This window comes from Aquabacterium soli (assembly GCF_003933735.1).
Taxonomy (GTDB): domain Bacteria; phylum Pseudomonadota; class Gammaproteobacteria; order Burkholderiales; family Burkholderiaceae_C; genus Aquabacterium; species Aquabacterium soli.
Genome location: NZ_RSED01000018.1, coordinates 22153 through 35545, shown reverse-complemented (window position 1 = coordinate 35545; position 13393 = coordinate 22153). Strand labels below are relative to the sequence as shown.

Below are 13393 nucleotides of genomic sequence, written 5' to 3'. Positions count from 1 at the left end.
AGCGCACTGACAGATGACCGAGCGCGCGGTGGCGTCGACACAGGGACTGGTGCTGGCTGACGGTACCCCCTGGCCCGACGATGCCATCGAAGTGGCTCGCGTCATCGACGCCTGGGGCGTCAAGGGCGGCATCAAGCTGCATCCCTTTTCATCCGACCCCCAGGCGCTGTTCTGCACCAAGAAGTGGTTCGTGCAACCGGCCGTGCCCCAGGCAGGCGCCGTGCGCAAGCCTGCCGGCACAGCGGCTTCAGCCGCATTGCCCGCCCGCAAGACCGCTTCTTCCTCTTCTCCTGATGACCGCACCCCGCCCCGCCTGAGCCAGCCGGTGCTGCTGCGTGTCAAATCGGCCAAGGAGCAGGGCGACGTCATCGTGGCCACCATCGATGGCCTGGACGATCGAACCGGCGCCGAAGCCCTCAAGGGCGCGCGCGTGTTCGTGTCGCGTTCCGCCTTTCCCACGCCCGACAGCGACGACGAGTTCTACTGGATCGACCTGATCGGCCTGAACGTCGTCAACCGCGACGGCCAGCCGCTGGGCACCGTGATCGACCTGCTCGACACCGGCCCTCACTGCGTGCTGCGTTGCTCGCTTCCGCCCACCGAAACGGCCAAGCCGGGCGATGCCGCCGAGCGCCTGATCCCCTTCGTGTCGGCCTACATCGACAGGGTCAGCCTGGCCGAGCGCCTCATCGTGGCCGACTGGGGCCTCGATTACTGATCCCGGCCGCAGGCCTGGCGCCATGCGCTTCGATGTCATCACCCTGTTCCCGGAGCTCTTCGAGCCTTTCGCCCGTGTGGGCGTGACGCGCCGTGCGTTCGAGAGCAAGGCCGTCGATGTGCGCCTGTGGCCGCTGCGCGATTTCGCCGAGGACACCTATCGCCGCGTGGACGACCGCCCCTTCGGCGGTGGCCCCGGCATGGTGATGCTGGTCGAGCCGCTGGCGCGCGCGCTGGGCACGATCCGCGCCGACCAGGACGCGGCGGGCGGCCCGCGCCTGCCCGTGATCCTGTTCAGCCCCGCTGGCCGGCCTCTCACGCAGCCGCGGGTCGAGGCGCTGGCTGCTTCGCCCGGTGCCGTGCTGCTGTGCGGCCGTTATGAAGGCATCGACCAGCGCTTCATCGACGCGCATGTCGATGAAGAGATCAGCCTGGGCGACTACGTGCTCTCCGGCGGTGAGCTGCCGGCACTGGCATTGATCGATGCCGTGACGCGCCTGCAGCCTGGTGTGCTGCACGACGCGGCCTCGCACCAGCAGGACAGCTTCTCCGACGGCCTGCTGGACTGCCCGCATTACAGCCGCCCCGAGGTGCTGGGCGAGGCATTGAGCGCCCAGTTGCCCGGGGCCGATGCCGCGGTGCCGCCGGTGCTGATGTCGGGCCACCACGCGCAGATCGCCCGCTGGCGGCGCCAGCAGCAGCTGGCGCTGACATGGCGCAGGCGCCCTGAATTGATCGACGCGGCACGTGAATCTGGCCGCTTGTCGAAAGACGACGAGCAATTCCTCAAGTCTTTGCTATAATCTTCGGTTTCGCGATCCTCTGCCTGGCATTTCTGTTTGCGCAAGCATGATCGTTTTAGGAGCACCTATGGATCTGATCCGTCAGCTCGAGCAAGAAGAAATTGCTCGCCTGAACAAAACCATCCCCGCGTTCGCCCCTGGCGATACCGTGATCGTCAGCGTCAACGTGGTTGAAGGCACCCGCAAGCGTGTGCAGGCCTACGAAGGCGTCGTGATTGCCAAGCGCAACCGCGGCCTGAACTCCAGCTTCATCGTCCGCAAGATCTCCAGCGGCGAAGGCGTTGAGCGTACGTTCCAGCTGTACAGCCCCCTGATCGCCTCCATCGACGTCAAGCGTCGTGGTGATGTGCGTCGCGCCAAGCTGTACTACCTGCGTCAGCGCAGCGGCAAGTCGGCACGCATCAAAGAAAAGCTGGCCTGAGTCTGGGCGGGTTCGTCCCGCTCTGGCCACCGGCTCAGAAAACCGCCTCGGCGTTTTGCCCAGGCGGTTTTTTCATGCCTGTTCGCCGAAGCGCTGAAAAACCGTCCGCGCTGCCCGAATTCCCATGGGGCATCGCACCGACCGGGTGCTTACACCGAGCCCCGCCGCCCATGCGGGATGACGCCTTTGGCTACCATGTGAAGTTATGGCCCTGCCCCTGCCTTTCGATCCCCGTACCGCGACCCTGTTGCCGCCCGTGGAGGACCTGCCCCTGGTGGACCCTCTGCGCCTGATGCCCGAGGCCTTGCGCGCCCGCTTCGCCGAGCCGCCCGAGTGGCAGGCCGACACGGAGGTCGAACGCTGGTGGCGCTCGGCGCAGCCTGTGCCCGCAGCGGTGCTGGTGCCCTTGGTGATCCGCCAGGCCACGCCCGATGTGCCGGCCGTGCTGAGCGTGCTGCTCACCGAACGCACCGCCCACCTCAAGGCGCATGCCGGCCAGATCAGCTTTCCGGGCGGGCGCAAGGACGAGGACGACGTCGACGCCGTGGCCACCGCGCTTCGCGAAGCGCAGGAGGAGGTCGGCCTGCCCCCGGAGCGCGTGGAGGTGATCGGCGAGCTGCCCCCTTACATCACAGGCACCGGCTTCGTGGTCACGCCCGTGGTGGGCTTGATCCACGCCCGCCCTGACGAGGGCACCGCACTGGACCTGACTCCTGAGCCCTGCGAGGTGGCCGAGATCTTCGAGGTGCCGCTGGCCTTCCTGATGAACCCGGCCAACCACCAGCAGCGTGCCGCGCAATCGGGCGAGCTGGACATGCGCTTCTTCTCGATGCCCTGGCATGGGCCCGGCCGCGAGGAGGACTACTTCATCTGGGGCGCCACCGCCGCGATGTTGCGAAATCTGTACCGTTTCCTGGCCGCCTGAAGCGTGTGCCGGGCAGCCCCGCTATGATCTGGGGCATGAGCTTTTTCGCCGTGCTGTTCGCCTTGCTGATCGAGCAGCTCAAGCCCCTGCCGAACCACAACCCGGTCCATCAGGGACTGACGGCCTGGGTGCGCTGGGTCGGTCGCAATTTCGATGCGGGTGCGCACGTGCACGCGCGCGTGGTGTGGGCCATCACCGTGGTGGCCCCGGCCCTGCTGATCGGTGTGGCCTATGTGGCCGTCAACCACTACAGCACCGTGCTGGCGCTGGTGTGGGATGTGGTCGTGCTCTACATGACACTGGGTTTTCGCCAGTTCAGCCACCACTTCACCGCCATCCGCGATTCACTGGACGAAGCCCGCGAAGACCGCGCCCGCGAGCTGCTGGCCCAGTGGCGCCACGTGGATGCCAGTGACCTGCCGCGGCGCGAACTGCTGCGCCATGTGATCGAGTACTCCCTGCTGGCCGCGCACCGCCACGTGTTCGGCGTGTTCTTCTGGTTCGTGGCCCTGTCCACCGTGGGCCTGGGCCCCATGGGCGCGGTGATGTACCGCATGGCCGAGTTCACCAGCCGCTACTGGGCCTACCGCAGCCATGTCACGGGTGCCACCACGCATGATCGCCTGCGCGAGCTGTCCGGCCGCCTGTTCGACCTGATCGATTTTCTGCCCTCACGCCTGACCGCCTTCGGCTTCGCCGTGGTCGGCAACTTCGAAGAGGCCATCGAATCGTGGCGGCGCTATGCCGCTCTCTGGACCCAGCCCAACGAGGGCGTCATCCTGTCGGCCGCGGCCGGCGCGGTGGGCGTGCAACTGGGTGGGCAATCGGCCCCCGCAGCGGGCCAGGACGTGTCCCGTACCTTGAGCGAAGGCGACAGTGCCGAGGCCGCCGCTGCCGTGGGCAGCACTGCAGGCGTGCTGCCGCAGATGGACCACCTGCGCAATGTGGTGGCCCTGATCTGGCGATCAGTGGTGCTGTGGATGCTGCTGCTGGCGCTGCTGTCGCTGGCCAACCTGATCGGCTGATCAGGCCCAGGCCCGGCCTCAGCCCACCTTGGCGATGGTGCCTTGCGCGGTGGCGCAAAGCTTCTCGGTGCCATCGTCCATCACATTGAAGACATCGCAGCGGCAAGTGGCCATGGACTTGCCGGCGTAGATCACCTGCGCGCGGGCCACCAGGGCTTGGCCCACGCCCGGTCGCAGGTAGTTGATCTTGTACTCCGCCGTGAGCACGGCGATGCCCAGGGCGGAGCCTCCGGCGAAGGTCAGGGCGTTGTCGGCCAGGTAGCTGACCACGCCCCCGTGTGCGAAGCCGTTCTGCTGCAGCAGCTCGGGCCGCATCGGCAGGCGCAGTTCCACCCCTTCGGGGCTGTAGGCGGTCATCTCCGTGCCCAGCAGGCGGCTGAAACCCTGGCTGGCCAGCACCTGCTGGCCGAGGGCGAGCATGTCCATCATGGTGGCTCTCCTTGTGCTGGCCTGTGTGGGTCAGGCGGCCTTGATGTTCATCAGGATGCGGGCATGGAAGACCTTGGTGCCGCTGTCATCGAAGATGTCCACGGGCACCTCGTGGTCGCCGGGCTCCGTCCACGGCACCTGGCTGCCGTCGGCCACGGCGCGCACGCCGGTCTTGGCCTTGGCCAGGTACTGCACCGTCATGCCCTTGGGGATCCAGCGGTGGCCGGCGGGGATGGAGGCATCGGTCATGGTGCCGGCGACGAGTTCGGCCGCGTTGCACAGCGCGATGGCGTGCACGGTGCCCAGGTGGTTGGTGATCTCGCGGCGGAAGGGCACGGTGGCCTCGGCGTGGCCAGGGCGCAGCTCGGTGAAGCTGGGCGTGATGGTGCTGAAGTAGGGCGCGAACTGGCAGACGGCGGCAGTGAACTGGTCGGGGCCGGCGCTGTTGTAGAGGGCGAGAAGTTGGCTCATGGGCTTTCCAAGGAAGGTGGGTGGACGGTGGGATGCCTGGGCTGTGCAGGGTCGGCATCTGAACAGAATAATATTCTGGAATATTATTCGGTGTCAAATATGCACCCATGAACCGTTCGTGTGCGAGGAGTCGTCGATGAATTCCGGTGTGTCCGCCGTCTTGGAGCGCGCCTACCCGGGGGCACGCGCGCAACTCAAGCGGCGCATCCTGGCCGGGGCGCTGGCCTGCTTCAACGAGCAAGGCATCGAGCCGACCACGATCGAGATGCTCAAGGAGCGCTGCGATGCCAGCGTGGGCAACCTGTACCACCACTTCGGCAGCAAGGAGGGGCTGGTGGCGGCACTGTTCTTTGCCGCGATGGACGACCAGACGGTATTGCGTGATGAGCGCATGGCGCAGGCGCAAGACCTCCGGGAAGGCGTGGCGGCGCTGGTCTACAGCTATGTGGACTGGGTGGTGGCGCAGCCGGAGCTGGCGCGCTATGTGTTCCAGGCACGATCGGCTGTGGCCAAGGGGCCGCATGGGCCGGAGTTGCTGCAGCGCAACCGGGTGCTGGGCAAGGCGCTGATGGCCTGGTTCACGCAGCCGGAGCGTTTGGCGCAGTTGCGTGATTGGCCGGCTGAGCTGTTTCCTTCGCTGATCATCGGGCAGGCGGAGAACTACTGCCGGGCCTGGTTGTCGGGGCGGGTGAAGTCGTCGCCGGGGCAGTATCGGGAGATGCTGGCTGAGGCGGCCTGGAGTTCGGTGGCTCGGCCTGGAATTTGAACGCTTGCCGCCGCCGTTTCCTGGCGGCATTCTGGTGTTGAGCGTTTTGTCGTGGCAGCGCGGGGCACGGGATGTGGTGGCAGCCGGCCGGGCTTCAATGTTGCCGGTCACGCCGGCGGCGTGCCTGCCTTGCGCTGCTCGCGGCGAGGTGGCGCCGCCCGACTCACTACGCGCCCTGTGGGNTGAACGCTTGCCGCCGCCGTTTCCTGGCGGCATTCTGGTGTTGAGCGTTTTGTCGTGGCAGCGCGGGGCACGGGATGTGGTGGCAGCCGTCCGGGCTTCAATGTTGCCGGTCACGCCTGCGGCGTGACTGCCTTGCGCTGCTCGCGGCGAGGTGGCGCCGCCCAACTCACTACGCGCCCTGTGGGCGCTCCGTTCAAACAAGGGCGGCCAGTCAGTTCACGAAGCATGTGCTGCGCACATGCCCACCTCGCCACTGCGCTGCTCAGCGCCAACAAGGCGTCCGGCCGTCTGCCCCCACATCCCTTTTTTGCCCCGCTGGTGGCATGCGCAGAGAGGGCATGCAGCGATTTGGGCTTCCTGCAGGCTCTGCCTGACAGGGCCTGCCAACCCAGGCGGCCATACGCCAGAGCGGGCCAGACAAAGGACAACACACTGTTCAATGCGCTCCCAAAGCCCGAGCCTTGTGCAGCCAATCCCGCAAAGCCCCCAGCATGTCCGCCTGGCTGAAAGAGCAACTCTCTTCAGTGAACAAGGCACTGGATTCCAGCTGGCTCAGCACCCGGTCCAGCACATCGAGATAACGTGGCGGCAGCGAGGGCTGGTGCTGCTTGGCCGCATCGCGCCACTGGCTGGCCAGCTCCTGCATGCTCAGGCGGCCCTGGGCTGCGTCGTCAAGCGTGGGTTCCAGGGCGGAAAGGTGGTCGCTCATGGGCTGGTCCTGAGGGCGGCAAGGATGGGCATGGTCACCAGCGTGGCTGGCTGAGTTCGTCGAACAGGGCGGTGTACAGGCTCAGCCGCATCTCGCTGATCTCGCCCTTCGCCACGGCCGCCTGCACCGCACAGCCCGGCTCCTGCCGGTGGGTGCAGTTGTGGAAGCGGCAATCGTTCATGTGCGCGGCGATGTCGGGCATCAGGCGCTGCAGCTCGGTCGGCGCGATGTGGTGCAGACCGAACTCCTGAAAGCCCGGCGAATCGATCACGGCGCCCTGGCGGGTGTCATCGAGCCAGTACCAGAGGCTGGACGTGGTGGTGTGCCGACCGGAGTTGAGTGCCTGTGAGATCTCGCCCACCTCGGCGCGTGCGTTGGGCAGCAAGGTGTTGATCAGGGTGCTCTTGCCGGCGCCCGAGGGGCCCAGCACCAGTGTGGCGCGGCCGCCCAGCAGCGGCTCCATCTGGGCACGTGCGGCCTCGGTGTCCTGCTTGAGCGAGATCTCGACGACCGGGTAGCCCATGGCGACGTAGGGCGCCAGGCGCTCACGCGCGGTGGGCGTGCCGGGCAGGTCGGTCTTGTTGAGCACGATGGTGGCAGGGATGTCGGCCGAACGGGCGGCGATCAGGGCCCGGGTGAGCTGCGCCTCGCTGAACACGGGCTCCACCGCGATCCACATCAGCAACTGGTCGAGGTTGGCCGCGAAGGACTTGCTGCGCCATTCGTCCTGGCGGTAGAGCAGGTTCTTGCGCTCGGCCACGTTGATGATGACGCCCTCGTCACCGCCTTCCAGCGTGTGTTCCCAGCGCACACGGTCGCCGACCACGGCTTCGCTCTTCTTGCCGCGGGGGTGGCAGATCAGGCGCTGGCCTTCGTCGGTCTCGACCACGACGTGCCGGCCGTGCGTGGCCACGACCAGCCCACCTTCACCGGCATCGCTCGCGCTCTTGTTGGGCCTTGCCCGGCCACCGCGGCCTGCTGCGCTGGCGCGCTTCATGAGGCGAGGGCGTCCACGCGGGCGGCGCAGATGAAATCGTTGATCGACAGCCCGCCGGCGGAATGGGTGTTCCAGCGCAGGGTGCAGTGGTTGTAGCTCACAGCCATGTCGGGGTGGTGGTCCTGTTCGTGGGCGATCCAGGCCACGGCATTGACGAAGGCCATGGTGTGGTGGAAATCGGGGAATTTGAAACGGCGCTGCAGCAGGCCGTCGGCGATGGTCCAGCCCGGCACCTGCGGCAGCAGGGCGGCCTGTTCGGCCGGGCCCAGGGCCGGGCCGGCCTGGTGCTGGCAGCGCTGAAGGTGCAGGGGGGGGCTCATGGCGTAGGCAACAACATCGTCAGGAAAGATCAGGCAGGCTGCGTGCGCAGGGCGGCCAGTCGCTCGGAAGCCGGGGGGTGCGAGTAGTAGAAGCGCACGTACAACGGGTCGGGCGTCAGGGTGGAGGCATTGTCATCGTACAGCTTGACCAGGGCACGGGCCAGATCACTGCCCTGGGCGTGTGCGCAGGCGTAGGCGTCGGCCTGGAATTCGTCGCGGCGCGAGGTGATGGCCATCAGCGGTGCGGCGAAGAAGGCCACCAGGGGCACGACCATCATGAACAGCAGCAGGGCCAGCGCATCGTTGGGCGCATCCAGGTTGGGGCGCACGCCCAGGCCCACATAGAAGCCCAGTTGCTGAGACAGCCAGCCCAGCAGCGCAAAAGCGCCCAGGCTGATGGCGAACAGCGCGATCATGCGCTTGAGCACGTGCTTGTGCTTGAAGTGGCCCAGCTCGTGCGCCAGCACGGCCTCGACCTCGCCGGGGTTCAGGCGTGCCAGCAAGGTGTCGAAGAAGACCACGCGCTTGGCCGCGCCCAGCCCGGTGAAGTAGGCGTTGCCGTGGGCGGATCGGCGGCTGCCGTCCATCACGAACAGGCCCTTGGAGGCAAAGCCGCAGCGCTGCATCAGGCCCTCGACACGGGCCTTGAGGGCCTCGTCCTGCAGGGGCTGGAACTTGTTGAACAGCGGGGCGATGAGGGTGGGGAAGATCACCATCATCAAGAGGGAGAAGCCCGTCCAGGCGCACCAGGCCCACAGCCACCACAGGCTGCCGGCCGCGCCCATCAGCCACAGGATCAGCGCGGCGATGGGCCCGCCGATGGCCACGCCCAGCAGCGTGCCCTTGAGCTGGTCGCCCAGCCAGAGCTTGAATGTCATGCGGTTGAAGCCGTGGCGTTGCTCCAGGCGGAAGGTGTTCCACAGCTCCAGCGGCAGCTCGATCACGGCGCCGATGACGGAAAACGCCGCCAGCAGGGCCAACTGGTAACCCAGCGGGCCCAGCGTGGGCAGCCAGGCGTCGACCAGCCAGGTGTTGAGGGCATCGAGCCCGCCCAGCAGGGTCCAGCCCAGCAGCACAACGGCGCCCACGGCGTTGGACACCATGCCCAGGCGCAGCTTGGCGATGGTGTAGTCGGCGGCGCGCTGGTGGCTCTCCAGAGTGATGGTGTCGGCGAAGGGGGCCGGCACCTGGCCGCGGTGCAGCGCCACGTGGCGCACCTGGCGGCTGGCCAGCCAGAACTTGACCAGCAAAGAGGCCACCAGCAACAGGGCCAATGCCAGGGTGACGCCTTCAGCGGGAACAATAGGGGTGTTCATAGGGCCGAAGTGTACGTTCAGCCCTGGATCGCCTGCGCCACAATCGGGGGTAGGCTAGTCAATACCGAGGTTTCATGAGCACTCCCAATCCCACCGCCACCCTGGCCCCAAGCGAGCACAACCTGATCTGGATCGATCTGGAAATGACGGGGCTCAAGCCTGAGAGCGACCGCATCATCGAGATCGCCGTGGTGGTGACCGACCCGCACCTGAACGTGCGCGTGGAAGGCCCCGTGCTCGCGGTGCACCAGAGCAACGAGACGCTGGACAAGATGGACGCCTGGAACAAGGGCACCCACGGCAAGAGCGGCCTGATCGACCGGGTCAAGGCGTCCACCGTGGCCGAAGCCGAAGCCGAGCAGCAGGTGATCGACTTCCTCAAGAAGTACATTGGCGCCAACAAGTCGCCCATGTGCGGCAATTCGATCTGCCAGGACCGCCGCTTCCTGGCCAACTACATGCCCAAGCTGGAAGCCTTTTTCCACTACCGCAACCTGGATGTCAGCACGCTGAAAGAGCTGGCGCGCCGCTGGAAGCCGGGCCTGAGCGAAGGCTTCAAGAAGGCGCAAAAGCACACCGCGCTGGCCGACATCCACGAGTCGATCGAAGAGCTGGTGTACTACCGCGAGCACTTCCTGGTGAAGTGACCCCGCGCGCCTCTCAGGCTGGTCGGAGCATCAGCCTGGCGTGCAGTCCGTGCCCCTCGGTGTGCGGGCTGATCAGTTGCAGGGTGCCGCCCATCTGCCGGGCCACAGCGCTCACGATGGCCAGGCCCAGGCCGTGGCCGGGTGAGGGGCTTTCGCCCCGCTCGAAGGGCTGGCGCACGGTGTCCAGGCGGTCTGGCGGGATGCCCGGGCCCTCGTCGATCACGTCGATGGAGGGCTGGGGTGTGATGCGCACCGTGACCCGTTGTGACGGCCCGCTGTGCAGCAGCGCATTCTCGATCAGGTTGCGCAGGGCGATGCCCAGGGCATCCAGATCGCCCTGAACCATCACGCTGTCGCTGGTGATCGCATCGGTGCCGGCGTCGTCGACCACGGAGGTCGGCAGTTCAAGGTGCAGGCGCGCCTGTTGTTCTGGCTGGTTGAATTCTTCGAGCACCAGCTGGGCCACATCGACCAGGTCGACGGGTTCGGTGTGCTGGCCCAGGCCCGCATCGGCCCGCGACAGTTGCAGCAGCTTGACGCACAGGTGGTGCAGGCGGGTGAGCTGGCGCGCCAGGGCGTCGATGCGCTGCAGCATGGCGGTGCGCTCTTCTCCCTGCATGGTGGCGCTGTTGGAGAACTCGTGCATCAGTCGCTGCAACTGGGCCTGCGCGGCTGCGATGGGCGTGCGCAGCTCGTGGGCGCTGTTGGCGGCGAAGGCTCGTTCGGCCTGGCGCACCTGGGTGAGGCGTTCGAAGAGCTGGTTCAGGCCTTCGGCCAGCGGGGTGAGTTCGCGGGGCAGGCCGGTCACGGCCACCGGGTCGAGCTCGCCGCGGTCGCGGGCGCGCAGGTCCTGGTTCAGGTCATCGAGGCGGCGGAAGACCCGGCGCAGCATCCACGTGAGCGTGAGCGCAGTCAATGGCAGCAGGGCGAGCAGCGGCAGCAGCAGCGCCTGGGCGCCGCTGAGCAGAGCCTCGCGGCGGTCGTGCATGGGCGCGGCCACCACCGCCACGCGGTCCAGGTGAGGGGCTGGCAGCACGACGATGTGCCAGTCGCCTTCGCTGATCGAAAGGTGCTTGTCCAGCACGGCCAGCGGCGTGGTCGGGGCCTGCTGCGTGCGCCAGATCAGGCGGCCGTCCTTGGTGTAGACCTGCATCAGCATGGCCTGGTCGTGCGTGGGCGGATGCGGCAGCACGATGGTGGTGCTGTCGGTCGACGGCGGCGTGGGCAAGCGCAGCAGGGTGGTGGCGATCTCTTCCTGGGCCGTGTCCAGCACGCGGTTGGTCTCCCGCCACTGGGCGTACAGGGCCAGGCCGGAGCCCAGCAGCCACAGCCCGGTCATGGCGGCGAGCAGGCGGTTTCGAAGCCGCCGCTCGAGGCTCCAGCCCTCAGAGGTCCAGTCGGTAGCCCAGGCCACGGTGCGTGCTGATGAGTTCGGTTCCCAGCTTGCGGCGCAGGCGGCTGATGATGACTTCCATGGAGTTGCTCTCTGCCTCGATGCGGCCGGGCTGGAACAGCGCGGTGCGGATCTGCTGGCGCGACAGCGTGTGGCCGGGGCGCGCGGCCAGGCAGGACAGCAGCGACCATTCCATGGCCGTGAGCGTGACCTGGTGGCCGTCCAGGCGGGCCACCTTGTTGTCGAAATCGAGCGCGACGCGGTTGGTGCGCAGCACCGGTGCCTGGCTCAGGCCGACGCGGCGGCTGACGGCCTCCATGCGGGCGACCATCTCGTCCAGGTCGAAGGGCTTGACCAGGTAGTCGTCGGCGCCGGCCTGCAGGCCCTTGATGCGGTCGCTGATCTGGTCGCGGGCGGTGAGCATCAGCACGGGGCGGCGGTCGCCACGGGCGCGCCAGTTCTTGAGCAGCTCGATGCCGTCGCCATCGGGCAGGCGCAGGTCCAGCAGGGCCAGCTCGATGTCGGGCTGGGCCATGGCGCGGTCGGCCTGTTCGCAGGTCTTGAGCCAGCTGACGGTGTGGCCCTGGGCCTCGAGGTGTTCGGCCACGGCCTGGCCGAGGTCGATGTCGTCTTCGAGCAGAAGCAGGTGCATGGGAGTGGCTTGCGTGCGGCTCAGCGTTTGAGGGGCGCTGGCGGGGCCCGTGGTGGGGATTGTCATCACTTCGAGGGGGTGTTTGTTCATGCCCTGTTCACACCAGGGTGTTGCGGCATGAGGCAGAGGTGGGCTGCTAGAGTGCGCGGTTTTGCGCCGGGGTGGGCCTGGGCTGGGCTCATGTCGGTTTGGTGTGGACGGGTGTGCAATGAGTTCCCTATCGAAGACAACGCCGCAGGGCGGCGATCCGCTGACACAGGCACCTGCGGTGCGCGAGGCGTCGCGCATCGTGAGATTCGACGCGCCCGACACGCCACCGGCCATCGACCATCCGCGCGAGGATCGGCGCGAGGTGGGGTGCCCCAGGCGCGAGACCTGGATGCTGTACGAATCAGGCCCCGATGGGGTGTCCGCCGGCCTCTGGACGTGCGAGGTCGGGCGCTGGCGAATCGCCTTTTCTCCCAGTAAGCACGAGTATTTCTTCGTGCTGCAAGGGCGCCTGCGCCTGCACGATGCCGAGGGCGGCGTGACCGAGGTGGTGGCCGGGCAGGGGGCGGTGATCCCGGCCGGTTTCGAGGGGGCGTTCGAGGTGCTGGAACCGGTGCGCAAGCACTTCGTGGTGGTCGAGCGCTGAGCTGCCATCGGGCCAGGGCAAGGCCCGATCACCTGAACGAGGCTGAACGGATGAAGGGGCTTTGTCAGCCCGTGTTCAGGCTTCTCCAAGGCCAGGCGTTCACCGCCTGGGCCAGCCAGTCTTTCGCGGTGGGTCCAGGCAGCGCGGGCAGGCCGAGCGCTGCACCGGCGTCTCGCAAGGCCTGCAGCACGTGCGCCGCTGAACCGGTGTCCAGTGCCGGTGCGCCGTGCTGCTTGGACAGCTTTTCACCCCGGGCGTCCAGCACCAGGGGCGTGTGCAGATAGCGTGGCGTGGGCGCCCCCAGCAGTTGCTGCAGCCACTGCTGGCGCGGCGTGTTGTCGGCGAGGTCTTCGCCTCGCACGATGTCGGTGATGCCCTGGTCGGCATCGTCCACCACCACGGCCAGTTGGTAGGCCCACAAGCCATCGGCGCGCCGAACGACGAAATCGCCGACCTCGGTGTCCAGCGCCTGCTGCTGCTCACCCAGGCGGCGGTCGTGCCAGTGCCAATTCGCCTGCGGGCCCTGAGGCACCGCCACACGCCAGGCACGGGCGGGGCGGCCGTGCAGCCCGTCCTGGCCGGGAGCGGTGGGGCGGCAGGTGCCGGGATAGACCAGCTCGCCATGGCGGGGTTTGATCAGGCCCAGGCGCGCGTGCTCGGCGGCGATCTCGGCGCGGGTGCAGGCGCAGGGGTAGGCGTGGCCTGCGGCCACCAACTGATCCAGCGCACGCTGGTAAGTGGTCCCGCGCCGACTTTGGTAGAGCACCTCGCCATCGGGGTGCAGGCCACAGTCGGCCAGCTGCGCCAGGATGGTCTGGTCGGCGCCGGGCTGGCAGCGGGGCAGGTCCACATCCTCAATGCGCACCAGCCACTGGCCGCCCTGGGCGCGCGCATCCAGCCAACTGGCCAGCGCGGCCACCAGCGAGCCGGCATGCAGCGGGCCGGTGGGCGATGGGGCGAAGCGGCCGATGCAGGGTGCCATGCG

At 67.6% G+C, this 13393-nt stretch carries 17 protein-coding genes; 8 read left to right on the top strand and 9 right to left on the bottom strand.

All coding sequences use genetic code 11. The annotated features are described in order from the left end of the window. Nucleotides 1–13 precede the first annotated feature (13 nt). From rimM to EIP75_RS18595, 5 genes are all read left to right on the top strand, one after another. Nucleotides 14–718 carry a ribosome maturation factor RimM gene (gene rimM, locus EIP75_RS18615; RefSeq protein WP_125244795.1) on the top strand — a complete coding sequence of 235 codons (705 nt, stop codon included), beginning with the start codon at nt 14–16 and terminating at the stop codon, nt 716–718. 22 nt (nt 719–740) lie between these two features. Continuing rightward, a complete protein-coding gene (trmD, locus tag EIP75_RS18610) occupies nt 741–1520 on the top strand; it encodes a tRNA (guanosine(37)-N1)-methyltransferase TrmD (RefSeq protein WP_125244794.1) in 780 nt (259 codons plus the stop codon). A gap of 67 nt (nt 1521–1587) precedes the next feature. Next, nucleotides 1588–1941 (top strand): 50S ribosomal protein L19, encoded by a 354-nt coding sequence (rplS, locus tag EIP75_RS18605; protein WP_125244793.1) that lies wholly within the window; start codon nt 1588–1590, stop codon nt 1939–1941. 205 nt (nt 1942–2146) lie between these two features. Further along, nucleotides 2147–2866, top strand: a complete 720-nt coding sequence (locus EIP75_RS18600; protein ID WP_125244792.1) for a CoA pyrophosphatase — start codon at nt 2147–2149, stop codon at nt 2864–2866. A gap of 35 nt (nt 2867–2901) precedes the next feature. Beyond that, on the top strand, nt 2902–3891 hold the full coding sequence (locus tag EIP75_RS18595; protein WP_125244791.1) for a CobD/CbiB family protein: 990 nt from the start codon (nt 2902–2904) through the stop codon (nt 3889–3891). Between the two features lie 18 nt (nt 3892–3909). On the opposite strand, the gene EIP75_RS18590 is transcribed toward EIP75_RS18595, so the two are convergent. Then, nucleotides 3910–4320 carry a PaaI family thioesterase gene (locus tag EIP75_RS18590; protein WP_233584943.1) on the bottom strand — a complete coding sequence of 137 codons (411 nt, stop codon included), beginning with the start codon at nt 4318–4320 and terminating at the stop codon, nt 3910–3912. Between the two features lie 30 nt (nt 4321–4350). After that, a complete protein-coding gene (locus tag EIP75_RS18585) occupies nt 4351–4791 on the bottom strand; it encodes a hotdog fold domain-containing protein (RefSeq protein WP_125244790.1) in 441 nt (146 codons plus the stop codon). 148 nt (nt 4792–4939) lie between these two features. On the opposite strand from EIP75_RS18585, the gene EIP75_RS18580 reads away from it, so the two are divergent. After that, the gene (locus tag EIP75_RS18580; protein WP_233584942.1) at nt 4940–5557 is read left to right on the top strand and encodes a TetR/AcrR family transcriptional regulator; all 618 of its coding nucleotides are present in this window, start codon (nt 4940–4942) and stop codon (nt 5555–5557) included. A 619-nt stretch (nt 5558–6176) separates the two neighbouring features. Here EIP75_RS18580 and EIP75_RS18575 read toward each other — a convergent pair. From EIP75_RS18575 to EIP75_RS18560, 4 genes are read right to left on the bottom strand one after another with little or no spacing between them, the layout of a single operon-like run. After that, entirely contained in the window at nt 6177–6449 is a 273-nt protein-coding gene (locus EIP75_RS18575; RefSeq protein ID WP_125244788.1) for a hypothetical protein, read from the bottom strand. Between the two features lie 34 nt (nt 6450–6483). Beyond that, nucleotides 6484–7446: a ribosome small subunit-dependent GTPase A gene (gene rsgA, locus EIP75_RS18570; protein WP_125244787.1), complete on the bottom strand. Its 963-nt coding sequence runs from the start codon at nt 7444–7446 to the stop codon at nt 6484–6486. Next, nucleotides 7443–7766 carry a 4a-hydroxytetrahydrobiopterin dehydratase gene (locus EIP75_RS18565; protein ID WP_125244786.1) on the bottom strand — a complete coding sequence of 108 codons (324 nt, stop codon included), beginning with the start codon at nt 7764–7766 and terminating at the stop codon, nt 7443–7445. Before EIP75_RS18565 ends, rsgA begins: the two co-directional genes overlap by 4 nt. A gap of 29 nt (nt 7767–7795) precedes the next feature. Then, nucleotides 7796–9082: a M48 family metallopeptidase gene (locus tag EIP75_RS18560; RefSeq protein ID WP_125244785.1), complete on the bottom strand. Its 1287-nt coding sequence runs from the start codon at nt 9080–9082 to the stop codon at nt 7796–7798. 74 nt (nt 9083–9156) lie between these two features. On the opposite strand from EIP75_RS18560, the gene orn reads away from it, so the two are divergent. Next, nucleotides 9157–9729, top strand: coding sequence for an oligoribonuclease (gene orn / locus EIP75_RS18555; RefSeq protein ID WP_125244784.1), 573 nt, complete (start codon nt 9157–9159; stop codon nt 9727–9729). A 13-nt stretch (nt 9730–9742) separates the two neighbouring features. Here orn and EIP75_RS18550 read toward each other — a convergent pair whose 3' ends face one another. Beyond that, nucleotides 9743–11143, bottom strand: a complete 1401-nt coding sequence (locus EIP75_RS18550; RefSeq protein WP_125244783.1) for a sensor histidine kinase — start codon at nt 11141–11143, stop codon at nt 9743–9745. Continuing rightward, complete coding sequence (locus EIP75_RS18545) at nt 11115–11864, bottom strand: response regulator transcription factor (RefSeq protein ID WP_233584941.1); 750 nt, start codon at nt 11862–11864, stop codon at nt 11115–11117. The genes EIP75_RS18550 and EIP75_RS18545 overlap by 29 nt, the downstream gene beginning before the upstream one ends. 118 nt (nt 11865–11982) lie before the next feature. Between EIP75_RS18545 and EIP75_RS18540 the strand changes: the two genes are divergently transcribed. Continuing rightward, the gene (locus EIP75_RS18540; RefSeq protein ID WP_125244782.1) at nt 11983–12408 is read left to right on the top strand and encodes a cupin domain-containing protein; all 426 of its coding nucleotides are present in this window, start codon (nt 11983–11985) and stop codon (nt 12406–12408) included. A 64-nt stretch (nt 12409–12472) separates the two neighbouring features. On the opposite strand, the gene gluQRS is transcribed toward EIP75_RS18540, so the two are convergent. Next, nucleotides 12473–13390 (bottom strand): tRNA glutamyl-Q(34) synthetase GluQRS, encoded by a 918-nt coding sequence (gene gluQRS / locus EIP75_RS18535; RefSeq protein WP_125244781.1) that lies wholly within the window; start codon nt 13388–13390, stop codon nt 12473–12475. Nucleotides 13391–13393: the final 3 nt, after the last annotated feature.